Source organism: Mesorhizobium sp. WSM4821, assembly GCF_055901555.1.
The window spans coordinates 4,296,251-4,319,801 of the sequence record NZ_CM148371.1 but is presented as its reverse complement, the minus strand read 5'-3'; the positions used below and the strand labels follow the sequence as shown (position 1 = coordinate 4,319,801).

General features: G+C 63.2%; 19 protein-coding genes and 1 pseudogene. 7 read left to right on the top strand and 13 right to left on the bottom strand.

Annotated features, from left to right (window positions below):
- Both AC0NID_RS20915 and AC0NID_RS20910 read left to right on the top strand, forming a co-directional pair.
- Complete coding sequence (locus AC0NID_RS20915) at positions 1-468, top strand: DUF1801 domain-containing protein (protein WP_473456826.1); 468 nt, start codon at positions 1-3, stop codon at positions 466-468.
- A 100-nt stretch (positions 469-568) separates the two neighbouring features.
- Positions 569-1,015, top strand: coding sequence for a DUF1801 domain-containing protein (locus AC0NID_RS20910; RefSeq protein ID WP_473456825.1), 447 nt, complete (start codon positions 569-571; stop codon positions 1,013-1,015).
- A 108-nt stretch (positions 1,016-1,123) separates the two neighbouring features.
- Here the strand turns inward: AC0NID_RS20910 and AC0NID_RS20905 are convergent, their stop codons facing one another.
- The 3 genes from AC0NID_RS20905 to AC0NID_RS20895 all read right to left on the bottom strand — a co-directional run bounded on the left by AC0NID_RS20905 (position 1,124) and on the right by AC0NID_RS20895 (position 2,528).
- The gene (locus AC0NID_RS20905; RefSeq protein ID WP_473456824.1) at positions 1,124-1,483 is read right to left on the bottom strand and encodes a diacylglycerol kinase; all 360 of its coding nucleotides are present in this window, start codon (positions 1,481-1,483) and stop codon (positions 1,124-1,126) included.
- Positions 1,484-1,560: 77 nt separating this feature from the next.
- Entirely contained in the window at positions 1,561-1,980 is a 420-nt protein-coding gene (locus tag AC0NID_RS20900; protein WP_473456823.1) for a GFA family protein, read from the bottom strand.
- A 179-nt stretch (positions 1,981-2,159) separates the two neighbouring features.
- Entirely contained in the window at positions 2,160-2,528 is a 369-nt protein-coding gene (locus tag AC0NID_RS20895) for a class I SAM-dependent methyltransferase (protein WP_474033324.1), read from the bottom strand.
- A gap of 190 nt (positions 2,529-2,718) precedes the next feature.
- Here AC0NID_RS20895 and AC0NID_RS20890 point away from each other — a divergent pair, with 190 nt between their 5' ends.
- The gene (locus AC0NID_RS20890; protein WP_473456822.1) at positions 2,719-2,862 is read left to right on the top strand and encodes a hypothetical protein; all 144 of its coding nucleotides are present in this window, start codon (positions 2,719-2,721) and stop codon (positions 2,860-2,862) included.
- Positions 2,863-3,078: 216 nt separating this feature from the next.
- Here the strand turns inward: AC0NID_RS20890 and AC0NID_RS20885 are convergent, their stop codons facing one another.
- From AC0NID_RS20885 to AC0NID_RS20875, 3 genes are all read right to left on the bottom strand, one after another.
- Entirely contained in the window at positions 3,079-4,452 is a 1,374-nt protein-coding gene (locus AC0NID_RS20885; RefSeq protein ID WP_473456820.1) for a class II 3-deoxy-7-phosphoheptulonate synthase, read from the bottom strand.
- Between the two features lie 258 nt (positions 4,453-4,710).
- Positions 4,711-8,208, bottom strand: coding sequence for a transcription-repair coupling factor (gene mfd / locus AC0NID_RS20880; protein WP_473456819.1), 3,498 nt, complete (start codon positions 8,206-8,208; stop codon positions 4,711-4,713).
- Positions 8,209-8,220: 12 nt separating this feature from the next.
- A complete protein-coding gene (locus AC0NID_RS20875) occupies positions 8,221-8,508 on the bottom strand; it encodes an FAD assembly factor SdhE (RefSeq protein WP_473456937.1) in 288 nt (95 codons plus the stop codon).
- 92 nt (positions 8,509-8,600) lie between these two features.
- On the opposite strand from AC0NID_RS20875, the gene recG reads away from it, so the two are divergent.
- Positions 8,601-10,709 (top strand): ATP-dependent DNA helicase RecG, encoded by a 2,109-nt coding sequence (gene recG / locus AC0NID_RS20870; protein ID WP_473456818.1) that lies wholly within the window; start codon positions 8,601-8,603, stop codon positions 10,707-10,709.
- Here recG and AC0NID_RS20865 read toward each other — a convergent pair.
- From AC0NID_RS20865 to AC0NID_RS20835, 7 genes and pseudogenes are all read right to left on the bottom strand, one after another.
- Entirely contained in the window at positions 10,661-11,419 is a 759-nt protein-coding gene (locus AC0NID_RS20865) for a DUF502 domain-containing protein (protein WP_473456817.1), read from the bottom strand. The genes recG and AC0NID_RS20865 overlap by 49 nt on opposite strands.
- Positions 11,420-11,498: 79 nt before the next feature.
- The gene (locus tag AC0NID_RS20860) at positions 11,499-11,798 is read right to left on the bottom strand and encodes a HigA family addiction module antitoxin (RefSeq protein WP_473456816.1); all 300 of its coding nucleotides are present in this window, start codon (positions 11,796-11,798) and stop codon (positions 11,499-11,501) included.
- A 39-nt stretch (positions 11,799-11,837) separates the two neighbouring features.
- Positions 11,838-12,069, bottom strand: a pseudogene (locus AC0NID_RS20855) (type II toxin-antitoxin system RelE/ParE family toxin); the annotation flags it as partial.
- A 116-nt stretch (positions 12,070-12,185) separates the two neighbouring features.
- On the bottom strand, positions 12,186-14,009 hold the full coding sequence (glmS, locus tag AC0NID_RS20850) for a glutamine--fructose-6-phosphate transaminase (isomerizing) (RefSeq protein ID WP_473456815.1): 1,824 nt from the start codon (positions 14,007-14,009) through the stop codon (positions 12,186-12,188).
- A 272-nt stretch (positions 14,010-14,281) separates the two neighbouring features.
- Positions 14,282-15,646 (bottom strand): bifunctional UDP-N-acetylglucosamine diphosphorylase/glucosamine-1-phosphate N-acetyltransferase GlmU, encoded by a 1,365-nt coding sequence (gene glmU / locus AC0NID_RS20845; protein WP_473456814.1) that lies wholly within the window; start codon positions 15,644-15,646, stop codon positions 14,282-14,284.
- Positions 15,647-16,224: 578 nt separating this feature from the next.
- Positions 16,225-16,551 (bottom strand): addiction module antidote protein, encoded by a 327-nt coding sequence (locus tag AC0NID_RS20840; protein ID WP_473456813.1) that lies wholly within the window; start codon positions 16,549-16,551, stop codon positions 16,225-16,227.
- A 414-nt stretch (positions 16,552-16,965) separates the two neighbouring features.
- Positions 16,966-17,712 (bottom strand): cytochrome c biogenesis CcdA family protein, encoded by a 747-nt coding sequence (locus AC0NID_RS20835; protein WP_473456812.1) that lies wholly within the window; start codon positions 17,710-17,712, stop codon positions 16,966-16,968.
- Positions 17,713-17,884: 172 nt separating this feature from the next.
- On the opposite strand from AC0NID_RS20835, the gene AC0NID_RS20830 reads away from it, so the two are divergent.
- From AC0NID_RS20830 to rnr, 3 genes are all read left to right on the top strand, one after another.
- Positions 17,885-18,262 carry a COG4315 family predicted lipoprotein gene (locus AC0NID_RS20830; protein ID WP_473456811.1) on the top strand — a complete coding sequence of 126 codons (378 nt, stop codon included), beginning with the start codon at positions 17,885-17,887 and terminating at the stop codon, positions 18,260-18,262.
- Between the two features lie 341 nt (positions 18,263-18,603).
- On the top strand, positions 18,604-21,234 hold the full coding sequence (topA, locus tag AC0NID_RS20825; protein WP_473456810.1) for a type I DNA topoisomerase: 2,631 nt from the start codon (positions 18,604-18,606) through the stop codon (positions 21,232-21,234).
- A gap of 6 nt (positions 21,235-21,240) precedes the next feature.
- Positions 21,241-23,547, top strand: a complete 2,307-nt coding sequence (gene rnr, locus AC0NID_RS20820; protein WP_473456809.1) for a ribonuclease R — start codon at positions 21,241-21,243, stop codon at positions 23,545-23,547.
- Positions 23,548-23,551 lie beyond the last annotated feature (4 nt).

Genomic DNA, 23,551 nt, shown 5'->3' with positions numbered 1-23,551 from the left:
ATGACCGACAAGACGTCCATCAAGCCAACGAAGGCCGCAAGGAAGGTTGACACCAAGCAGGTCGCTGCGAAGCCGCTGCTCCTCTCAGGCGGCAACCCTCAGATCCCAAAGGGATACGGCGACGCCCCCGTGCAGGCTTACATCGCGGCCATGCCGGGTTGGAAAAGCGACGTCGGGCGACGCCTCGACGCGCTCATCGTGCGCACCGTCCCCGGCGTGCACAAGGCAGTCAAATGGAACTCGCCATTATACGGCATCGAGGGCCAGGGCTGGTTCCTGTCGTTCCATGTCTTCGCCCGCTACATCAAGGTGACCTTCTTCCGAGGCACGTCGCTGCGTCCTGTTCCTCCCGGGGAATCCAAGCACAAGGAAGTGCGCTACCTCGATGTCTACGAGGACCAGCTCGACGAAGCTCAGTTCGCTGCCTGGGTGAAGCAAGCCAGCCAGTTGCCGGGCGAACGACTGTGAGCGGCCAGCGCGTCGAAGATCCCTGATGGTACCAGGTGCCGACTAGCGATATTCAAGTGATGGGCGAACGACAACAATCCCTAGAGAAAGCGACACCACCATGAAGAAAAGCAGCCCGGAGGAAGCAAAGGCAGAAGCCTCTCCCTCTCAGCTGATAGACGCCAGAATCGAGGAGCTGAGCGATTGGCGGGGCAAGATGCTCGCTCGGGTTCGGACCCTCATCAAACAGGCCGATGCCGAAGTGGTCGAGGCGTGGAAGTGGAGAGGGGTTCCGGTGTGGGAGCACGCGGGAATCATCTGCACCGGCGAGACGTACAGGAATGTCGTGAAGATGACCTTCGCCAAGGGCGCCTCGCTGGAGGACCCTTCAGGCCTCTTCAACTCCAGCCTCGAAGGCAACACCAGGCGCGCCATCGATATCCATGAGAGCGACGAGATCGATGAAGAGGCGTTGAAGGCGCTCATTCGCGCCGCCGTGGCACTGAACATTTCGGTGCGAGCTGCCGCTGAACGCGCGCGTCCGCAGAAGAAACCGAAGAGCGCCTGAAGTGCTAGTGTATGTCGCGCAAAAGTGTGCAGCGGCTTTGCGATGACGACAGGCATAAAAGCAACAACCTAAAGCGCGTCGCATGAGGCCGGTCAAACGCGACGCGCTTTAGATCGCTAGTCCCGTAATGCGCTCGATGATGGCGATGCCCCAGACGCCGGCGACGATAACCACCGAAATCAGCACCGCCAGCGAGCCGCAATCCTTGGCGAGCTGGATGTCGACGTTGAATTCCCGGCTGAACGCATCGCATGCGGCCTCGATGCCGGTGTTCAGCACTTCGACCATGATCAGCAGCAGCACCGCGCCGACCAGCAGCGCATAGCCGCGCCACGATACCGAAACAAACCAGCCGAGCGGCAAGGCAAGCACGAGCAGCATCAGCTCCTGCTGGAAGGCTTTTTCGCTGGCGGCCAATTTCTGGAACGCCCGCACTGAATTGAAGAAAGCATCGATCAGCCGCTGCATGCGCAGTTCCTTTCCGAATCACCGGCAGGGGATACCGCAATGGCCGGATCAATGGAATAAGGCGGTTTGTCCAAAAATCATTCGTCCGCCACCTTGATCGATGGGGCCGATGTCTCGAACTGCGGCAGCGCATCGTCGATCGAATAATAGTCGCCCTTGTCGCCGACGAAGATGTGGCTTTGGCCGGAAAGGCCGGACGGCCTGTCGAAGGAGCCGGCCATGATCGAAATCGAGTCCAGTTCGCCATGCTTCCAGAACAGCAGCGAACCGCAGGTGCCGCAGAACCCGCGCTTGGCCACATCGGACGCACCATACCAGGTGAGCGCATCCTTCCCTTCGATATCGATGTCGGCGTCCTTGGCGGCGGTTGCGGCGACGAAATGTCCGGTCTGCTTGCGGCACTGAGAACAATGGCAATAGACGACACCGCGCAGCTGGCCTCGCGTCCTGAAGCGCACGGCTCCGCACAGGCATGATCCGCTGTGATTGTCACCCATCCCGGCCTCCAAACGAAATCGCCATGCCAAATCGCCGTCCGTGGCAGCGGCATCCTCGCCAGGATTCCAGTTTTGCAGCGGCCGTGCCCAAGCAAATGCGACATGCGGCGGGCATGTTCCACGGCACGGCTTGTACACAGCGGCCGGCCCGCGCGGGCAGCGGGAGACGCCGAGCGATGTCAGGCGAGCTTCCTGAGAAGGAAAACATCGTTGCTCGCCATGTCGTTCAGCGAGCACTTCAATACCAACTGAAGTTCCAGCGCTTGAACATTGCGGACGCTGACAGAAAGTCCATCCATGGACAGCCGCTCCAGAATATCGGTTCCGTAACGGCGAAGGTGGTCTTCCTGATAATAGACCCGCAGGCGTTCGGAGGTTGCAAGGTCGCCTTCGATGGTTTTAGATTCCCAAAGAGGTACCTGAATCACGGCAATGCCGTTTGGGGCGAGGATACGGCGGATTTCGCTCAGAGCCCTTCGGTCATCGGGGACGTGTTCAAGAACGTGCGAGCACCCGAGGAGATCGTAGGTATTGTCCTCAAACGGCATGTCCTGAATGTCGACCCTTGCATAACTCGTGGATCCATAAGATCGGCAGTGTGATACTCGGTGCAACGTCCCTCGAGCCAATTCTGGATCTCCGGTTCGGGAGCGAAATGCAGAATTTTATCTATCTTGGCCGGAAGGGAATCCTTCAGAAGGATGTAAGCCAGCCTGTGACGCTCCGCGGACCAGCATGATGGGCATCGAGCGTCAAACCGGAAGAACGGGCCGGGACCAGGTTTCATCGAGCGCGCCGAACTCGGCACAGGTGTTCGACTGCTGCACCTGGAGATTGCTGCGAGAAGGCGCGGAGGTGCTGCGGATTGCCTTTATTATCTGAGGGGTCGCCTTTCGGACGAGACGATCGGCGTCATTGTCGTTCGAGTGCTTCAAGAGCGCATGGAACCACGGCATAGGCGGATCAGAGCCCTCAAGAACATGGCGGAAGCTAAGGTAGGTAGCCCGAAGACACCCGGCGGCGATGAGCCGTCCAATGATCCGGGTTCTTAAGGGGCTGGGGATTTCTCCAGCGCTCCTTGATCAATGGCGGCTGAAATCAGCCGTTGACGGCCTGCTTGTGGGGAACCGGGTGGCTCTTCTTGAGCAGGTCCGACACCAGGAACGCAAGTTCGATCGCTTGGTCGGCGTTGAGGCGCGGGTCGCAATGGGTGTGGTAGCGGTCCTGTAGCTCCTCGGCGGTGATGGCGCGGGCGCCACCGGTGCATTCGGTGACGTTCTTGCCGGTCATCTCGACATGGATGCCGCCCGGATGCGTGCCTTCGGCGCGATGCACCTCGAAGAAGGTCTGCACCTCCTTCAGGATGCGGTCGAACGGCCGCGTCTTGTAGCCGGCGGCCTCGATGGTGTTGCCATGCATCGGGTCCGACGACCACACCACGCTACGGCCTTCCTTCTTCACCGCGCGCACCAGTTTCGGCAGATGCTCGGCGACCTTGTCGGAGCCGAAGCGCGCGATCAGCGTCAGCCGGCCGGGCTCGTTCTCCGGGTTGAGCAGGTCGATGAGCTGCAGCAGGCCGTCCGGCGTCAGTGACGGGCCGCATTTCAGGCCGAGCGGGTTCTTGATGCCGCGGCAGTATTCGACATGCGCATGGTCGGGCTGGCGGGTACGGTCGCCGATCCAGATCATATGGCCTGATGTGGCGTACCAGTCGCCGGAGGTCGAATCGACGCGGGTCAGCGCCTCCTCGTAGCCGAGCAGCAGCGCCTCGTGGCTGGTGTAGAAATCGGTCTCGCGCAGCGCGTAATTGGTCTCCGAGGTGATGCCGACGGCCTTCATGAAGTCCATCGTCTCGGTGATGCGGTTGGCGAGCGCACCGTATTTCTCGCCCTGCGGGCTGTCGGACACGAAGCCGAGCATCCATTGATGCACGTTTTCCAGGCTGGCGTAGCCGCCCTGCGCGAAGGCGCGCAACAGGTTGAGCGTCGCCGCCGACTGGCGGTACGCCATCTCCTGGCGTGCAGGGTCCGGAATGCGCGACTTGGCGTCGAATTCGATGCCGTTGATGATGTCGCCGCGATAGCTGGGCAGCGTCACGCCGCCCTTGGTCTCGTTGTCGGACGAGCGCGGCTTGGCGAACTGGCCGGCGACACGGCCGACCTTCACCACCGGCTGCGCGCCGGCGAAGGTCAGCACCACGGACATCTGCAGGAAGACGCGGAAGAAATCGCGGATGTTGTCCGCGCCATGCTCGGCAAAGCTCTCGGCGCAATCGCCGCCCTGGAGAAGGAATGCGTCACCGGCAGCGACGGTCGCAAGCTGCTTCTTCAGCTTGCGTGCCTCACCTGCAAAAACCAGCGGCGGAAAGGTGGCGAGCTGGGCTTCCGTGTTCCTCAGCGCTGCAAGATCCGGATAGGCAGGAACCTGCTGGATCGGCTTTGCTCTCCACGAATTCGGCGACCATTTCGTCATCGTTGCACCCAAAGCTCTTTCCAACCGGCGTCATCGCCCGCCATTTCGCCCCATATGGGGATCGCGGCTCCATACACGAAGCCGATTTCCTATTCTAGACCGGAATTTAAGCAGTGGCGAATGCGCTGAACGCCAGCAATTGGCCGAAGCTTCCCCAACTTCGTCATCCCAGGGTCTTCGCGACGAAGCCTCGCTCCTGCTTCGCCCTGGGATGACGACGCCATGGGCGTTTCGGCCAATCTCAAAGGCATGCAGGTGCTAAGCCGCCTTCTCCGCCAGCCTTGCCAATTGCGTCATGACGACCGCGGACCCTGCCAGCCGCTTTTCGGGCGTCGACCAGTCGCGGACGAAGACGACGCTGTGGTCCGGCCGGATCTTGGCCAGCGAGCCCTGCTCGCCGATGAACGTGACCAGCCCGACAGGATTGGAAAACTCGCGCTTACGGAAATGAATGACGACGCCCTTTGGCCCGGCGTCGAGTTTTTCGACATTGGCCTTGCGGCAGAGCGCCTTGATGAAGACGATCTTCAAGAGATGCTTCACCTCCTCCGGCAGCGGTCCGAACCGGTCGATCAGTTCGGCGCCGAAGGCGTCGATCTCCTCGGTGTTTTCGAGATCGCCGAGGCGCCGGTAGAGCGCCAGCCGCAGCTGCAGATCCGGAACATAGCTCTCGGGGATCATCACCGCCGTGCCGACGGCGATCTGCGGCGACCAGCCGCCGTCCTGCACCTCGCCGGAATCCTTGACCTCGGCCACCGCTTCCTCCAGCATCTGCTGGTAGAGTTCGAAGCCGACCTCCTTGATGTGGCCGGACTGTTCCTCTCCAAGAAGATTGCCGGCGCCGCGGATGTCGAGATCGTGGCTGGCAAGCTGGAAGCCGGCGCCCAGTGTGTCGAGCGACTGCAGCACCTTCAGCCTCCGCTCGGCGGTGTCGGTCAGCTTGCGGTTGGCCGGCAGCGTGAACAGCGCATAGGCGCGCACCTTCGAGCGGCCGACACGGCCGCGCAACTGGTAGAGCTGCGACAGGCCGAACATGTCGGCGCGATGCACGATCAGCGTGTTGGCGGTCGGGATATCGAGGCCGGATTCGACGATGGTGGTCGACAACAGCACGTCGTACTGGCCGTCGTAGAAGGCGTTCATGATGTCGTCGAGCTCGCCGGGCGGCATCTGGCCGTGAGCGACGGCCACTTTCAGCTCGGGCACCGATTCACGAAGGAAATCATGGATTTCCGAGAGATCACTGATGCGCGGCACGACATAGAAGGAATGACCGCCGCGGTAGCGTTCCCGGAGCAGGGTCTCGCGGATGACCAGCGGGTCGAAGGGCGAGATGAAGGTGCGCACCGCCAGCCGGTCGACCGGCGGCGTGGCGATCAGCGACAGCTCGCGCACGCCGGTCAGCGCCAGCTGCAGCGTGCGCGGGATCGGCGTTGCAGACAACGTCAGCACATGGACATCGGTCTTCAGATCCTTCAGCCGTTCCTTGTGCTTGACGCCAAAGTGCTGCTCCTCGTCGATGATCAGGAGGCCGAGGTTCTTGAACGAGATCGAGGCGCCGAGCAGCGCATGAGTGCCGACGACGATGTCGACCGTGCCTTCGGCGATGCCCTTCTTGGTCTCGGCCAATTCCTTGGCGCCGACCAGTCGCGAAGCCTGGGCGACGCGGATCGGCAGGCCGGAGAAGCGCTGCGAGAAGGTCTTGAAATGCTGGCGTGACAACAGCGTCGTCGGCACCACCACCGCGACCTGAAACCCTTCCATCGCCGCGATGAAGGCGGCGCGAAGCGCAACTTCGGTCTTGCCGAAGCCGACATCGCCGCAGATCAGCCGGTCCATCGGCTTTCCGGCGCCCAGATCGTCCATGACCGAATCGATCGCCATCTGCTGATCGTCGGTTTCCTCATAGGGAAAGCGGGCGGCGAATTCGCCGTAGAGGCCGTCCGCCGGCACCAGCGCGGGAGCGGCACGCATCTGCCGCTCGGCGGCGATGCGGATCAGTTGCCCGGCCATGTCGAGCAGCCGCCGCTTCAGCCGCGCTTTTCTAGATTGCCAGGCGCCGCCGCCGAGCTTGTCCAAGGTCGCTTCGGCCGAATCCGAACCGTAGCGCGACAGAAGCTCGATGTTCTCAACCGGCAGGAACAGCCGGTCGTCGCCCGCATAATGGATTTCGAGGCAGTCATGCGGCGCACCGACCGCCTCTATGGTGCGCAGGCCGATGAAACGGCCAATGCCGTGGTCGGTATGGACGACGATGTCGCCGGCGGACAACGCCGAGGCCTCGGCGATGAAGTCGGACGCACGCTTCTTGCGCTTCGAGCGCCGGATCAGCCGGTCGCCCAGAATGTCCTGCTCGGCAACGACCACCAGTTTCTCGGTCTCGAAGCCGGACTCGAGCGGCAGCACGGCAAGACCCGCCTGCCCCACTTCGAGCTTTTCCACCTCGGCCAGCGTGGCTACCGGCTTGAGGTTGCCGAGATGATGTTCGACAAGGATCTGGCCGAGGCGGTCGAGCGAGCCTTCGGTCCAGCCGGCGACGATGACGCGGCGGCGGGCGGCCCGCTCGTCGGCGATGTGTTTTACGACGATGTCGAAGACGTTGATGTTGGGATCGGCGCGTTCCTCGACGAAGCTGCGGCCATGCCGGGAGCCGGCGTGGAAGACTTGTCTCGCGCCGGCATCGGGCGCGTCGAAGGGCGTGAAGTCGATCGCTTCGCGCGGCCCGAGCGAAGCGATGAGGTTTTCGGGCGACAGATAAAGCAGGTCGGGCGGCACTGGCTTGTACGGAACGGCATCCTTAAGCGCCCCGTCTGCCTGTTTCCGGCGCGCCTCGTAATGATCGAGGATCAGCGTATGGCGTTCCGCCAGCGCCTCATGCGCCAGATGGTCGAACACCACGGGCGTATCCGGCAGATAGTCGAACACCGTCTCCAGCCGCTCGTAGAAGAACGGCAGCCAATGCTCCATGCCGGCAAAACGCCGTCCCTCGCTGACCCCCGCATAGAGCCCATCGTCGCGCGAGGGCGCGCCAAAGGCCTCGATATAGGAGCGGCGGAAACGGCTGATGGTTTCGGGCGTCAGCGCCACTTCGCTCATCGCCTGCAGCGCCATCGACTTGCGCTGGCCGGTGGTGCGCTGCGTGGCGGCGTCGAAGACGCGGATCGATTCCAGCGTGTCGCCGAAGAAATCGAGGCGCAGCGCTTCCGTCCAGCCGGGTGCGAACAGATCCAGAATGCCGCCGCGCACGGCGAACTCGCCGACGCCGCGCACGGTCGGCACCCGTTCGAAGCCGGATGTTTCCAGCCGCGACACCAGCGCATTCATGTCGATCTGGTTGCCGGGTTGGGCGTGAAACGTCTGCGCCTCGACAAGGCTCGCCGGCGGAATGCGCTGCAAAAGCGCATTGGCGGTGGTGAGGATGACGGCACGGTGTGGGTTCTTCGCCAGCGCGATCATCGCGGTGAGCGCGTCGAGCCGCCTTGCGGCGGCATCCGAGCCGGGCGATACGCGATCGTAAGGCAGGCAGTCCCAGGCCGGCAGTTCAAGCACCGGCAGGCCGGGCGCGGCGAATGAAAGAGCCTCGACGATCGAAGGCAGACGCTGGCCGTCGCGCGCCACGAACAGCACCGGCTTGTCGGGCGCGATCTCGTGCGCGGCCTGCACCAGCGCAAAGGCTTCGTAACCGTCGGCGACGCCATCGACGATGAACTGGCCGGCGCGGTCTTTCGGCAGGCCGATGGTGGGAATGAGGCTCATGGAATCACGTGTTCAGAATGTCATCGCCTGGCGCGACGCCAGGATCTTTTGCAGGACGGCACAGTCGATATCGGCCGGAACAGGGCGTTCGCCGGTGAGCACGGCCAGGAATTCGGTATCGGGAATGTCGAGGAGCCCCTCATATTGGTCGAGTTCGTCGCCGGTCAAGGCGTCAATCTGCGCATCGGCGAAACTGCCGAGAATGAGGTCCATCTCGCGCATGCCGCGATGCCATGAGCGGAACAGGAGCTTGCTGCGGCGAGCGTCGAGCCCCTCGCTTGATCGTCTCGTTCCCGTCATCGTGCCGCTTCCTTGCCTGAAGCGGCGCATATAGCGTGGATAGAGGGCGGTGTCAGCCTTGCGCTGCGGCTGTCGCGACATAAGCTGACATCATGCGCCCTTCCCTCCTCGATCCGCTGTTTGTCCCGATTATTTCGCTTGCCGGCGTCGGACCGAAGGTCGGCGCGCTGATCGAGAAGGTCGTGCCGGCAAATCTCGGTGATCGCGCGGCGCGCGCCGGCGATCTTCTGTTCGTGCTGCCTCACACGATGATCGACCGCCGCAGCCGGCCGGGTATCGCCGGCTCGGCCGAAGGCGCGATCGTCACCCTCGACGTGCGCATCGACCGCCACCAGCCGCCTCCGCGCGGCAACCGGTCGGTGCCGTACAGGGTCTACGCCCATGACGACACCGGCGAGATCGCGCTGACCTTCTTCCATGCGCACGCCGCCTATCTCGAAAAGGCGATGCCAGTAGGCGAGCATGTCGTGGTCTCCGGGCGCACGGAATGGTTCAACGGCCGGCCATCCATGGTCCATCCCGACCACATCGCGCTGGCCAGCGAAGCGGAAAACCTGCCGTTGGTCGAGCCGGTCTATCCGCTGACCGCCGGGCTCTCGGGAAAGGTGCTGCGCCGGGCAATCGGCCAGGCGCTCGGCCGCCTGCCGGTGCTGCCGGAATGGCAAGACGGCGCGTTTCTGCGCCGCCAGACCTTTCCGGCCTTCGGCGATGCGCTGGCCCGTATCCACAATCCCGCCGACCCGATCGACGTGTCCGTCGACAGCGCGGCGTGGCGGCGGCTTGCCTATGACGAGTTTTTGGCGGGCCAGGTGTCGCTGGCGCTGGTGCGGGCGAAAGTCCGCCGCCTGTCCGGCCGGCCGCTCGTCGGCGACAGCCGCATCGTCGAAAAGCTGCGCTCGGCGCTGCCCTATTCGCTGACTGCCAGCCAGGAATTCGCCCTGGCCGAAATCAACGCCGATCTCGGCGACCCCGAGCGCATGCTGCGGCTTCTGCAGGGCGATGTCGGGTCCGGCAAGACGGTTGTGGCGTTGCTCGCCATGGCGCGCGCGGTGGAGGCCGGCGGCCAGGCCGCCCTGATGGCGCCGACCGAAATCCTGGCGCGCCAGCATCTTGCGACGATTGCGCCCTTGGCGGAACAGGCGGGCCTGCGCGTTGCCATCCTCACCGGCCGCGAAAAGGGCCGCGAGCGGACCGACACGCTGGCCGGCCTGGCGAATGGCGAGATCGACATCGTCGTCGGCACCCATGCGCTGTTCCAGGAAACGGTCACGTTCCACGACCTCGTCTTCGCCGTCATCGACGAGCAGCACCGTTTTGGCGTCCACCAGCGGCTTGCCATTACCGCCAAGGGCGACGCCCCAGACATGCTGGTGATGACGGCAACGCCGATCCCGCGCACGCTGGTGCTGACCGCCTTCGGCGACATGGACGTGTCGAAGCTGACGGAAAAGCCGGCCGGACGCCAGCCGATCCGCACCGTCACTTTGCCGCTCGAACGGCTCGACGAACTGGTCGGCCGCATGCGCGACGCCGTCGCCGACGGTCAGAAGATCTACTGGATCTGTCCGCTGGTCGAGGAATCCGAGGAGATCAAGCTGATGTCGGCGGAGGACCGTTTCGCCTCGCTGAATCAGCTGTTCGGCGACCAGGTCGGCCTGGTGCACGGGCGCATGAAGGGCGCCGACAAGGACGAGGCGATGCGCGCCTTCAAGGCCGGCGAGACACGCATCCTGATCGCCACCACGGTCATCGAGGTCGGCGTCGATGTGCCGGACGCGACGATCATGGTCATCGAGCATGCCGAGCGGTTCGGCCTTGCCCAGCTGCACCAATTGCGCGGCAGGGTCGGGCGCGGCGAAAAACCGTCCGCCTGCGTACTGCTCTATAAGGATCCGCTCGGCGAGACGGCAACGCGCCGGCTGTCGGTGATGCGTGAGACCGAGGACGGGTTCCGCATCGCCGAGGAGGATCTGAAGTTGCGTGGCGAAGGCGAGCTGCTGGGCACCCGCCAGTCCGGCACGCCGGGCTTCCAGGTGGCACGCATCGAGGCACATGCCGACCTGCTCGAAGCCGCCCGCGACGACGCGCGGCTGATCCTGTCGCGCGATCCGGAACTGCAATCCGAACGCGGCACCGCCCTTCGCATGCTGCTCTATTTGTTTGGCCGCGACGAGGCCGTGCGGCTCTTGCGCGCCGGCTGAGGCCCGGCGCCCACCGGCGGATTGGCGATCTGAACGCCAATCGGCTTGCCGTTCAACGTCACCATTTGCGTTTTCACCTCCGGCGCTACCAGCCCGGCCGAGACGATCAGCTTGGCGCCATCCTCGATCGTCATGTCGAGTGGCACGACATCGGATTTCGGCACGTACATCAGAAAGCCGGTGGTCGGGTTGGGGGTGCACGGCATGAACACTGCGATCAGCGGATTGCCTTCCTGATCGAGCTTGTGGTTGATCTCGGTTTCCTTCTCGCTGGCGACGAAGACCAGCGACCAGACGCCCTTGCGCGGGTATTCGACCAGTCCGACCTGACGGAACATGTCGCCCTTGTTCGACAGCACGGTCTCGAAGATCTGCTTCAGCGAGCCGTAGATGCCGCGAACCAGCGGCATGCGGCCAAGCAGGCGCTCGCCAAAGCCGACGATGGCGCGGCCGACGATGTTGGCGGTCAGGAAACCGATCAGGGTGATCAGGATCAAGGCGACGATCAGGCCGAATCCCGGAACCGGCGCCGGCAGATAGCTATCGGGGTTATAGCGCGCCGGAATATAGGGTTTCACCCAGGAATCGACCCAGCCGATAAACGACCAGGCGATATAGGCGGTGATCGCCAGCGGCGCGCAGACGACGAAGCCTGTCAGGAAATAATTCCGCAGCCGGGTCATGCCTGAGGTCTTGGCAGCATCGGACATGGTTCCCCGCAGCACTGGTTGCGGCGCAACATTAGTGAACCGCCATCCGCTTTGGAACTGCGAATTTTTTAAAGCTCAACTATGCCGCGACTTCCAGCGGCTCGATCCTCTCGAGTTCCGGCGCGAGCTTCCTCGCCTCGGTCTCAAGCTCATAGGCCTGCTGAAAGTTCATCCAGAACTCGGGCGTGGTGTTGAAGAACCTGGCGAGGCGAAGCGCGGTATCGGGAGTCAGGCCGATCTCTTCCTTGGCAATGCGTTCGATACGGGTGCGCGGGAGATTGAGCTTCTTCGCCAGCGCACCAGCACTCATGCCAAGCGGGAGGAGATATTCCTCGCGCAGGAATTCTCCGGGGTGAATTGGACGTGCGAACTTGAGCATAGTTCAGGGACCTCAAAAGGGTTAAGGCAAAGTGCCCGCTCAATGGTAGTCGACGATCTCCACATCCTCGGCGCCAGCATCAGTCCAATTGAAGCAAGTGCGCCATTGGTCATTGATACGTATAGAATGCTGCCCAACTCGCTCCCTTTCAGGCTTCAAGGTGGTTTCCGGGTGGCGATCGAAGGTCATTCAATTGGACGGCATTGGTGATAGCACGAAGACGACGTTCGCCACGGGCAACCAGATCGGGTGGAAAACCTTTCGGCGCCTTCCCCTTTCTGCCCCCCCGTCATGTATCATACATTGATACATGACGGCGTGCGAGAAATATGTATCAATAACTGATACCAATTTACCTGCCGATAGCTGATCGAAATTCGCCAGCCCTTATTCCACAGTCACCGATTTCGCCAGGTTGCGCGGCTGGTCGACGTCGGTGCCCATGAACACCGCGGTGAAATAGGCCAGCATCTGGATCGGCAGCGCGTAGATGATCGGCGAGATGATTTCCGGCACGTCCGGCAGCACGATCGTCTCCATCGTCTTCACCGTGGCGTGCGCCGCACCCTTGCTGTCGGTAATCAGAATGATCTTGCCACCGCGCGCCGCCACTTCCTGCATGTTCGACACGGTCTTTTCGAAGATGCGGTCATGCGGGGCAATGACGATCACAGGCATGTCCTCGTCGATCAGCGCGATCGGCCCGTGCTTCAGTTCGCCGGCGGCATAGCCCTCGGCATGGATATAGGAGATTTCCTTGAGCTTCAGCGCGCCTTCCATGGCCAGCGGGAAATTGGTGTCGCGGCCGAGATAAAGCACGTTCTTGTAGTGGGCAAGGTCGCGCGCGACCTTCTCGATCTGCCCGTCGAGCTTCAGCACCTGATTGGCATAGCGCGGTGCTTCCGACAGTTGGCGTACCAGCGTCGTTTCCTGCTCCGGCGAGATCGTTCCGCGCGCCACGCCGGCCCGCACGGCGAGCGAAGCCAGCACCGACAACTGGCAGGTGAAGGCCTTGGTCGAGGCGACGCCGATCTCCGGCCCGGCCAGCGTCGGCAGGATGACATCGGATTCGCGCGCCATCGTCGATTCGCGGACATTAACGACCGCGCCGATCTTCATCCCCGCCTTGCGGCAATAGCGCAGCGAGGCCAGCGTGTCGGCGGTCTCGCCCGATTGCGAGATGAAGAAGGCGGCATCGGTCTTCGACAGCGGCATTTCACGGTAGCGGAATTCCGAAGCGACATCGATGTCGACCGGCAGCCGCGCATAGCGTTCGAACCAGTATTTGCTGATCAGGCCGGCCAGATAGGCGGTGCCGCAGGCCGAAATCGCCAGCCGGTCGATTTTGGCGAAATCGAACGGCAGGTCGAGCGGCTTTGAGACGCCGCCGACAAAATCCACATAATGCGCCAGCGTGTGCGAAATCACTTCGGGCTGTTCATGGATTTCCTTCTCCATGAAATGGCGCCGGTTGCCCTTGTCGACCATGAACGACGTGCTGAGCGACTGCTGGCGCTTGCGGTCGACCTGCTTGCCATCCATGTCGAAGATGGCGACCTCGTTGCGGCGCACCACCGCCCAGTCGCCGTCCTCCAGATAGGTGATCGAATTGGTGAAGGGGGCAAGCGCGATGGCGTCGGAGCCGAGGAACATCTCGCCATCGCCATGCCCGACGGCCAGCGGCGGGCCGTTGCGCGCGCCGACGATGAGATCCTCGTCTCCCCTAAACATGATGGCCAGTGCAAAGGCGCCTTCCAGCCGCTTCAATGCCTGGTGCGCGGCCTCGACCGGCTTGAAGCCCTTGGCCAGTTCGCGCGCCACCAGATGGGCGACAACCTCGGTGTCGGTCTGCGATGAAAATGTGTAGCCGTCGCGCATCAACTCGTCACGCAATTCGGCGAAATTCTCGATGATACCGTTGTGGACGATGGCGACGCCTTCGGAAAAATGCGGATGCGCGTTGGTCTCGTTGGGTACGCCATGCGTTGCCCAGCGCGTGTGGCCGATGCCGATCATCCCGTCGAGCGGTTCGTCCTTCAGCCGGCGCTCGAGATTGACCAGCTTGCCCTCGGCGCGGCGGCGCGCGAGCTTGCCGTGCTCGATGGTGGCGACGCCGGCGGAGTCATAGCCGCGATACTCGAGCCTTTTCAGCGCGTCGACGATGAGCGGCGCGACCGGCGAGTGACCGACAATTCCGACAATACCGCACATAGACGTTTGCCCCCGATCCCGGCATGAAAACCCAGCGCCATTTAGGGTCGGCCGGGCTGCCGCGAAAATCACATTGCGTTTCGTCCCGTATCAGCCGGAACCGTTCTTGCACAGATGCACCATGACAGAGCGCTCTTGCAATCCGGTTACCGCGATCGCTCGGTTTTTCCGCGCACGCATGCTGTCTCGCCTCAGTGCTTCCTGAAATCCGCAGGATCAAGGTGACCGCTGTCTTCGGCAAGGATGCGACCCAGCCGACTGACGAAGAATGATCATCCAGCGGCCTTCTTCGCCGCCGCGGCCGAAGCAAAACGCTCGCGCAATTCCTTGCCCTTGCCGGGCAGCGTCTTCTGGCGGGCGCGGCCGAAGGCCAGCGCATCGTCGGGTACGCTTTCGGTGATCACGCTGCCCGAAGCGACGTAGCCGCCCTTGCCGATCGTAACAGGCGCCACCAGCGAGGAATTCGAGCCGACGAAGGCGCCTTCGCCAATGTCGGTGAAGAATTTCGAATAGCCGTCATAGTTGCAGGTGATGGTACCGGCGCCGATATTGGCGCCGGCGCCGACGCGGGCATCGCCGATATAGGTCAGGTGGTTGACTTTGGCGCCCTCCTCGACCGTCGCTTGCTTGACCTCGCAGAAATTGCCGACCTTGGCCTTTTGCCGGAGATCGGCGCCGGGCCGCAGCCGGGCAAACGGACCGACATCGCAATTCGAAGCGATGGTGGCGCCTTCGATATGGCTGAAGGCATGGATCTTGGCGCCCGTCGCGATTGTCACGCCCGGCCCGAACCAGACATTGGGTTCGACGATCGTATCGGCACCGATTTCGGTGTCGTGCGAAAAGAACACGGTTTCCGGTGCGATCAATGTGACGCCGGAGAGCATGGCCTCACGCCGCCGGCGCGTTTGCCAGATGCCTTCGGCCGTGGCGAGTTCGGCACGGTTGTTGATGCCGAGCGCGTTCTCGAAGCTGGCTTCCGTGGCAACGACATCGAGGCCTTGCCCCCCGGCGATCTCGACGATGTCGGTGAGGTAATATTCGCCCTTGACATTGTTGTTGCCGACTTGATCGAGCAGCGCCAGCGCGCGGCTGCCGGCAACCGCCATCAGCCCGCCATTGCAGAAGGTGATTTTCTTCTCCTCGTCGGTGCAGTCCTTTTCCTCGCGGATGGCGATGAGCTTGCCGCCCTTTTCGATCAAGCGGCCATAGCCGGAAGGATTTGCTGTGCGGAAGCCGACCACAACGACGGCGGCGCCCCCGGCCAGCTTCAGGCGCGCGGCGGCCAGCACCTGCGGATCGATCAGCGGCGTGTCGCCGAACATCACCAGGATGTCGTCGTAACCCTTTGATATCGCGGCACGAGCCGCCAGAACGGCATGCGCCGTTCCGAGCCGTTTGTCCTGGACGAAGGTCTTCGCCTTGGGCGCGAACTTTTGCGTGGCCTTGCGCATCTCGTCCGCTCCATGGCCGATCACCAGCGCCTGGTCGCCGGCTCCGGCCGCTTCTGCCGCCCTGACGACATGGGCGACCATCGGCAGGCCGGCGATCGGGTGCAGCACTTTCGGCACGGCGCTCTTCATGCGCGTGCCTTCGCCGGCGGCAAGGATGACGGACAGGCAGGTTCTTTGGCTCATGGAATGGCAACCATATGAAAAGGGTTGGGAATCAAGGCATGTCTAGCATTGGCGCCATGCTGCACCAATGCGGTTAAATTCCGGTGAGACAGGTGAAGCAGCTGACTCTTATTCAGTAGGTCATGGGATGACCTTGCATGAGATCGCGGCGGGAAAACGCGAAAGGCTAACGGCGGCCGATCCGCCGCCCATGTGCCTCGACGATCTCGCGGCCCTGTCGGGAATATCGCGACGCGGCGGCGGTAAATGGCCGCGTAGGGCGCGGATACACGTTTGCGTTGCTAGACTGCACGTCTTCCTTTGGCGAAGCTCCGAATCGCGAGGCCACTGGCAACGCGGGGTCGGCGGGTTCAGGCAATGTCCATCGAAAGATGGACCGCCGACTTCCCCTCTCGGGCGCGCCGGCACATTGGCGACACGCAACATGGTCCTTCGCTCGATCAAGCGAAAGCTGGGGGGCCCCAGCTGCGGCCTTACGCGTCGAACTGCGGAGGCGCGCCCTTGGTTTTGGTCGCCCGCCCTTGTCAACCTCAACCGCCGCCAGCAAAACGCAGCGCTCGATGGCCTGCTACTGGATTTCAGGCGCTGAGGCGCGCCTCGTCATAGTTGTCAGCGGCCGCTTCTGCGGGCGCGACGGACATGCGAAGCCCCATTGCTTTGAGCACCTTCATGATCGTGGCGAATTCCGGTCGAGTATCACCGCTGAGCGCACGATAAAGGCTTTCGCGCGATACCCCGGCATCCTTGGCGATCTTGGTCATACCGCGCGCGCGGGCGACGTCGCCGATCGCGGCGGCGATAAGGGCGGGATCGCCGTCTTCGAAAACCGCATCGAGGTAGTGCGCCATCTTGTCCTCGCTTTCGAGATTCGCAGTCACGTCCCATTTGGTCGTTTTCAATGTCATGTCCCGCTCCTAAAGTTCCGCTGACAGCTTTTTCGCTGTGGCGATATCAGCGTCTTGACGCTTCTTCGTGCCGCCGCAAAGCAGAATGATGATCCGTTCGCCCTGCCTGGCGAAATAGACCCGCTATCCCGGGCCGGCGTCGATACGCATTTCGCTGATGCCTTCACCAACCGGTTTCACATCACCAGGATTATCAAATTCCAGACGCCGGATGCGGGCATCAATCCGAGCTTTTGCCCGTTGGTCGCGCAGGCTGCGAGACCATTTTCGCGAACGCGTCGGTCTGCCGAATTTCGATCATGCGTTATGTAGCTTATCGGATACAAGCTAACAAGGTGCTATATATTTCAGGCAACATTTCAATGACTTGGGATGAGCTGCCAAGGAGTCGCCGTAGGCTCGTATCTGGTCAGCCTATCCCAACCGCCCCAGCACCGGAAAGTTCTCCAGCAGCCAGTAGGATGCGGCCTGGACGCCGCCGGTCAGGAAAAAGACGCCCGCGACGACCAGCAGCGCGCCCATCGCCTTTTCGACACGGCCGAGATGGACGCGGAATCTTCCGAGGAAGCGCATGAAGGCGCCGGAAAACAACGCCGCGATCAGGAACGGGATGCCGAGGCCGAGCGAATAGGCGGCAAGCAGCGCCGCGCCCTCGCCCACCGTCTCGCGGCCGCCGGCCAGCGTCAGGATCGGTCCCAGCACCGGGCCGATGCAGGGCGTCCAGCCGAAGGCGAAGGCCAATCCCATGACATAGGCGGCAACGATGCTGGCCGGCTTGCCCTGCGACTGGAAGCGCGCCTCGCGCGACAGCAGCGGGATGCGCAATATGCCGAGGAAATTCAGACCCATCAGGATGATCAGCACGCCGGCGCCCATCGCCAGCGGCTCCTGCCAGACGCGCAGCAGCCGGCCGATGGTCGAGGCACCGGCGCCCAATGCCACGAAGACGGTCGAGAAGCCGAGAACGAAGGCGATCGAGGCATAAAGCAGCGCGCTGCGCGCATCGGCCTTGGCGGTTACGCCGGCATTGCCGCGGAAATCGTCGACCGACACGCCAGCCATGTAGCAGAGATAGGGCGGCACCAACGGCAGCACGCAAGGCGACAGGAACGAGATCGCCCCCGCCCCGACCGCACTGACATAGCCTATGTCCAATGCCATTTCCCGAACTCCAACCGTGTCGGCGCCGATATAGCGGCGCACGGGCTTGTCCGCCAATCACCATTGCGTGGCAAGTTGCCGCCCCGCATCGAGGAAGAAACGGCGCGCCGAGCGCGTTGATGCAACGAGGCCGCGACTTTCCGCGCTTCTCGATCATATCAGGGAGAACCTCATGAAATCGATCACGATTGGGCTGGCGGTGCTTTTGCTCGGCACCGCCGCTTCCCATGCCGCCGAGGCGTGGAAGGAAGCCGATGTCGGCGGCACCAAGATCTACACCGATGCCAACGGCATGACGCTTTATACCTACGACAAGGACGAGGCGGGCAAGTCGAACTGCTACGACAAATGCGCCACCAATTGGCCGCCGCTGAAGGCGGAGGCCGACGCCAAGGCCGAGGGCGAATGGACGATCGTCGACCGCACCGACGGCACCAGGATGTGGGCCTATGAGGGCAAGCCGGTCTATACCTTCATCAAGGACAAGAAGGCCGGCGATGTGACGGGCGATGGCGTCGGCGGCGTCTGGCATATAGCCAAGGCCGACTGAGCCCTACCTGCCACGTCTGTCTCGCCGCCGACCAAGCATCATACCGACGTCTTCAGCTGGGGCTGGCGCATCGTCGATGTTTCCCTTATATCCGGGAGGAATTCGTCCCGTTTCTCCCGGATTCATTGCCGGCTTGTCCACCCACAGGGCGGCCATTCTCCGTATCCAGGATTGCGGACTTCACTTGACGCGCTCCGGGGTTGCGCACTCGATGCACGGCTGCATTTTGGCCGCCTCCCCTTGACCGGATGCAAAAGCGCGGCCATGTGAGCGACAATTGTACGAGATTTCGTCGCGCGCAGCGGAATTCTTCTGCCGCATCACAACTGATATGAGACCTCATGGACGTCGTCGTCGTCGAATCGCCGGCCAAGGCGAAGACAATCAACAAGTACCTCGGAAGGAACTATAAGGTCCTGGCCTCGTTCGGCCATGTCCGCGATCTGCCGGCCAAGGATGGCTCGGTGCGCCCGGATGAGGATTTTGCCATGTCCTGGGCTGTCGACACCGCTTCGAGCAAACGTCTTGCCGACATCGCCAAGGCGGTCAAGGACGCCGACGGCCTGATCCTCGCCACCGATCCGGACCGCGAGGGCGAAGCCATCTCCTGGCATGTTCTGGAAGTGCTGAGGCAGAAGCGCGCGCTGAAGGACAAGCCGGTCAGCCGCGTCGTCTTCAACGCCATCACCAAATCGTCGGTGCTGGAAGCGATGGCCAATCCGCGCCAGATCGACGCCCCGCTGGTCGACGCCTACCTCGCCCGCCGCGCGCTCGACTATCTCGTCGGCTTCACGCTGTCGCCGGTTCTGTGGCGCAAGCTGCCGGGCGCCCGCTCCGCCGGCCGCGTCCAATCGGTGGCGCTGCGCCTCGTCTGCGACCGCGAGTTGGAGATCGAGCGCTTCATCCGCGAGGAATACTGGCAGATATCAGCTCTCCTCGGCACGCCGCGCAACGAGAACTTCGAGGCGCGGCTGACCGCCTTCGACCGCAAGAAGCTGCAAAAGCTCGACATTTCCAACAAGGCGCAGGCCGACGACATCAAGGCGATGCTCGAAGGCGCGACCTTCAAGGCACTGTCGGTCGAAGCCAAGCCGACCAAGCGCAATCCAGGTCCGCCCTTCACCACCTCGACGCTGCAGCAGGCTGCCTCCTCGCGCCTCGGCTTTTCGGCAAACCGCACCATGCAGGTGGCGCAGCGGCTCTATGAAGGCATGGACATCGGCGGCGAGACCACCGGCCTGATCACCTATATGCGAACCGACGGCGTGCAGATGGCGCCGGAGGCGATCACTGCCGCACGCGACGCGATCGCAAAAGAGTTCGGCCCAAAATACCTGCCCGAGAAGCCGCGCCAATATACGACCAAGGCCAAGAACGCCCAGGAAGCGCACGAAGCGATTCGCCCGACCGATTTCATGCGCACACCCGCTTCGGTCAGGCAATATCTCGATGCAGATCAGGCGCGGCTTTACGAGTTGGTGTGGAAACGCGCCATCGCCAGCCAGATGCAGCCGGCCGAGATCGAGCGCACCACGGCCGAGATCGAGGCGGTCAACGGTGCCCGCACTGCAGAGCTTCGCGCCATCGGTTCGGTCGTTCGCTTCGACGGCTTCATCGCCGCCTATACCGACCAGAAGGACGAGGATTCGGAAGACGAGGAAGACCGCCGTCTGCCCGAGATCCGCGCTGGCGAACAGCTCGCCCGTGAGGCGATCAACGCCACCCAGCACACCACCGAGCCACCGCCGCGCTATTCGGAAGCCTCGCTGATCAAGAAGCTGGAAGAGCTCGGCATCGGCCGGCCGTCGACCTATACGGCGATCCTGAAGACGCTGGAGGACCGCGACTACGTCACTATCGACAAGCGCAAGCTGTTGCCGCAGGCCAAGGGCCGGCTGCTGTCGGCCTTCCTCGAAAGCTTCTTCGAGCGCTATGTCGAGTATGATTTCACCGCCTCGCTCGAGGAAAAACTCGACGAGATTTCCGACGGCAAGCTCGCCTGGAAGGATGTGCTGCGCGATTTCTGGAAGGATTTTTCCGGCGCCGTCGCCGACATCAAGGAATTGCGCGTCACCGACGTGCTCGACGCGCTCAACGAGGAACTGGCGCCGCTGGTGTTTCCCGCGCGGGAAGACGGCTCCAATCCGCGCATCTGCCCGAAATGCGGCACCGGCAACCTGTCGCTGAAGCTCGGCAAGTTCGGCGCCTTCGTCGGCTGCTCGAACTATCCCGAATGCTCCTTCACCCGTCAGCTCGGCGACGCCGCCAATCCCAACGGCGAAAACGGCAATGGCGAGGACGGCAACAAGGTGCTTGGCAAGGATCCCTACACGGCGGAGGAGATCACGCTGCGCAGCGGTCGTTTCGGCCCCTATATTCAGCGCGGCGACGGCAAGGAAGCCAAGCGCTCAAGCCTGCCCAAGGGCTGGACGGCTGATTCGATCGACCACGAAAAGGCGCTGGCCCTGCTGTCGCTGCCGCGCGACGTCGGCAAGCATCCGGAATCCGGCAAGATGATTTCGGCCGGTCTGGGGCGCTACGGCCCGTTCGTTCTGCATGACGGCACCTACGCCAATCTCGACAGCATCGAGGACGTGTTCTCGATCGGTCTGAACCGCGCCGTGTCGGTCATTGCCGAGAAGCAGGCGAAAGGCCCCGGCGGCCGCAATGGCGGCACGCCCGCCGCCTTGAAGGAGCTTGGCGACCATCCGGCGGGCGGCGGCAAGATCGTCGTGCGCGACGGCAAATACGGGCCTTATGTCAATTTCGGCAAGGTCAATGCGACGCTGCCCAAGGGCAAGGACCCGCAGTCGGTGACGATCGAGGACGCGGTGGCGTTGATTGCCGAGAAGGAAGCCAAGGGCGGCAATGGCGGCAGAAAGCCCTTCCGCAAAGCCGCCGCACCTGCCAAAAAGCCTGCGGCAGCAGCCAAAAAACCGGCGGCCAAGAAAGCGGCCAAGAAAAAGGGATAGGGCGGCGTGGCGCGCAGAATCTCCGGAAGAAGCCATGGCGATCCGCGCACCGCCGATACGAGGGCCAAGGTCAAGGACGACTACCGGCCCTCCCGTGACGAAATCCTGCGCTACATCGCCGAAAATCCGGATCGCTCCGGCAAACGCGATATCGCCAAGGCGTTTGCGCTGCGCGGCGAGGACCGTATCTGGCTCAAGGACATTTTGCGCGACCTGCAGGACGAGGGCCTGCTGACCAAGGAGCGCAAGCGGCTCGCCCGTGTGGGCGCCCTGCCCCATGTCGCCGTGCTCGACATCTTTGGCCGCGATGCCGACGGCGTGCTGCTGGCGCACCCGACGGAAGCCCTGGGCAACGGCGAGCCTCCCGTAATAGCGATCCGCATCTCGCGCGGTGGCGGCAGCCCGACACCGGGCGTCGGCGACCGCGTGCTGGCCAAGACCTTTCCAACCGATGACGTGACTGGCCCCGCCTATACCGGGCGGGTGATGAAGATCTTCGAGAAGCGCACCGATGCCGTTCTCGGCGTCTTCCGCGTGCTGCAGGACGGCACCTTCCGCATCGAGCCGGTGGAAAGACGCCAGCCGGAGTTGGTCGTCGACAAGGAATTCCAGAACGGCGCCAAGAACGGCGACCTGGTCGAGGTCGAGCCGGCACGGGCCTCCCGCTACGGGCTGCCCAGGGCCAAGGTGCTGGGGGTGCTGGGTTCGCTGACCAGCGAAAAGGCGGTCTCTATGATCGCCATCCACGCGCATGACATCCCGCACATCTTTCCGGCGGACGTCATCGCAGAGGCGGAGGCGGTCAAGCCGGCGACGCTGGCCGGCCGCGAAGACTGGCGCGACCGCCCGCTGGTCACCATCGATCCGGCCGACGCCAAGGACCATGACGACGCGGTGTTCGCCATATCGGACCCCGACGAGAAGAACCCCGGCGGCGTGGTCGCCACCGTGGCGATAGCCGATGTCGCCGCCTATATCCGCTACGGCACCGCGCTCGATCGCGAGGCGCTGAAGCGCGGCAATTCGGTCTATTTCCCTGATCGCGTCGTGCCGATGCTGCCGGAGCGCATCTCCAACGACCTGTGTTCGCTGCGCGAAGGCCAGGATCGCCCGGCGTTGGCGGTCCGCATGATTTTCTCGGCCGATGGCCGCAAGCTCAGGCATTCGTTCCACCGCGTCATGATGAAGTCGGCGGCGAAACTCGCCTATCCGCAGGCGCAAGCCGCGATCGATGGAGCACCGGACGACAAGACAGGCCCGATCCTCGACACGGTGCTGAAGCCGCTATGGGATGCCTACGCGGTGTTGAAGCGCGGCCGGGACACACGCCAGCCGCTCGAGCTTGAACTGCCGGAGCGGAAAATCCTGCTCAAGGAGGACGGCACCGTCGACCGGGTCGTCGTGCCGGAGCGGCTCGACGCGCACAGACTGATCGAAGAGTTCATGATCCAGGCCAATGTCGCGGCGGCCGAGACGCTGGAGGCGAAACGGCAGGCGCTGGTCTACCGCATCCATGACGCGCCTTCGCTCGCCAAGCAGGAATCGCTGCGCGAATTCCTGCAGACGCTCGGCCTGTCGCTGGCGCGCGGCGCGCAGATGCGGCCGAACCAGTTCAACGGCATCCTCGATCGCGTCCGCGGCGCCGACCATGAGGGACTGGTCAACGAGGTGGTGCTGCGCACGCAGATGCAGGCCGAGTATTCGCCCAGCAACATCGGCCATTTCGGCCTCAATCTGAGGCGCTATGCGCATTTCACCTCGCCGATCCGCAGATATGCCGACCTGATCGTGCATCGCGGGCTGATTGCCGCGCTCGGCTTCGGCGCGGGCGGGTTGACGCAGGACGAGGCGCAGCGGCTGGAAGAGGTTTCCGCGCTGATCTCGGCCACCGAGCGCCGCGCCATGGCTGCCGAGCGCGATACGGTCGACCGGTTGATCGCCGCCTATCTGGCCGAGCGTGTCGACGATCGTTTCGACGCGCGCATTTCGGGCGTCACCAAATCGGGACTATTTGTCCAATTGCCGCAGTATGGCGCAGATGGTTTCATCCCGGTGTCAAGTCTGGACGGCGATTACTATATATACGACGAAACTGCCCGATCGCTTTTCGGAGAACGCACCGGCAAGGGCTATCAGCTTGCCGACCGCGTCGAGGTTCGCCTGATCGAGGTGGCGCCTATGGCCGGCGCGATGCGTTTCGAGATGCTGACCGACCCAAAGCCGCTGCCCGGCTCCAAACGGTCGTTTCACAAGGCCAAAGGCCGCGCCCGCGCGTCGCAATCGCGTCCAGGCTCGCGCGGCAGGAGACGGTAATGCC

What these genes read in the sequence shown, in the direction of transcription:
- AC0NID_RS20915 (WP_473456826.1), top strand. Translation starts at nt 1, where the DNA reads ATGACCGACAAGACGTCCATCAAGCCAACGAAGGCCGCAAGGAAGGTT.
- AC0NID_RS20910 (WP_473456825.1), top strand. Translation starts at nt 569, where the DNA reads ATGAAGAAAAGCAGCCCGGAGGAAGCAAAGGCAGAAGCCTCTCCCTCT.
- AC0NID_RS20905 (WP_473456824.1), bottom strand. Translation starts at nt 1,483, where the DNA reads ATGCAGCGGCTGATCGATGCTTTCTTCAATTCAGTGCGGGCGTTCCAG.
- AC0NID_RS20900 (WP_473456823.1), bottom strand. Translation starts at nt 1,980, where the DNA reads ATGGGTGACAATCACAGCGGATCATGCCTGTGCGGAGCCGTGCGCTTC.
- AC0NID_RS20895 (WP_474033324.1), bottom strand. Translation starts at nt 2,528, where the DNA reads ATGCCGTTTGAGGACAATACCTACGATCTCCTCGGGTGCTCGCACGTT.
- AC0NID_RS20890 (WP_473456822.1), top strand. Translation starts at nt 2,719, where the DNA reads ATGGGCATCGAGCGTCAAACCGGAAGAACGGGCCGGGACCAGGTTTCA.
- AC0NID_RS20885 (WP_473456820.1), bottom strand. Translation starts at nt 4,452, where the DNA reads ATGACGAAATGGTCGCCGAATTCGTGGAGAGCAAAGCCGATCCAGCAG.
- mfd (WP_473456819.1), bottom strand. Translation starts at nt 8,208, where the DNA reads ATGAGCCTCATTCCCACCATCGGCCTGCCGAAAGACCGCGCCGGCCAG.
- AC0NID_RS20875 (WP_473456937.1), bottom strand. Translation starts at nt 8,508, where the DNA reads ATGACGGGAACGAGACGATCAAGCGAGGGGCTCGACGCTCGCCGCAGC.
- recG (WP_473456818.1), top strand. Translation starts at nt 8,601, where the DNA reads ATGCGCCCTTCCCTCCTCGATCCGCTGTTTGTCCCGATTATTTCGCTT.
- AC0NID_RS20865 (WP_473456817.1), bottom strand. Translation starts at nt 11,419, where the DNA reads ATGTCCGATGCTGCCAAGACCTCAGGCATGACCCGGCTGCGGAATTAT.
- AC0NID_RS20860 (WP_473456816.1), bottom strand. Translation starts at nt 11,798, where the DNA reads ATGCTCAAGTTCGCACGTCCAATTCACCCCGGAGAATTCCTGCGCGAG.
- glmS (WP_473456815.1), bottom strand. Translation starts at nt 14,009, where the DNA reads ATGTGCGGTATTGTCGGAATTGTCGGTCACTCGCCGGTCGCGCCGCTC.
- glmU (WP_473456814.1), bottom strand. Translation starts at nt 15,646, where the DNA reads ATGAGCCAAAGAACCTGCCTGTCCGTCATCCTTGCCGCCGGCGAAGGC.
- AC0NID_RS20840 (WP_473456813.1), bottom strand. Translation starts at nt 16,551, where the DNA reads ATGACATTGAAAACGACCAAATGGGACGTGACTGCGAATCTCGAAAGC.
- AC0NID_RS20835 (WP_473456812.1), bottom strand. Translation starts at nt 17,712, where the DNA reads ATGGCATTGGACATAGGCTATGTCAGTGCGGTCGGGGCGGGGGCGATC.
- AC0NID_RS20830 (WP_473456811.1), top strand. Translation starts at nt 17,885, where the DNA reads ATGAAATCGATCACGATTGGGCTGGCGGTGCTTTTGCTCGGCACCGCC.
- topA (WP_473456810.1), top strand. Translation starts at nt 18,604, where the DNA reads ATGGACGTCGTCGTCGTCGAATCGCCGGCCAAGGCGAAGACAATCAAC.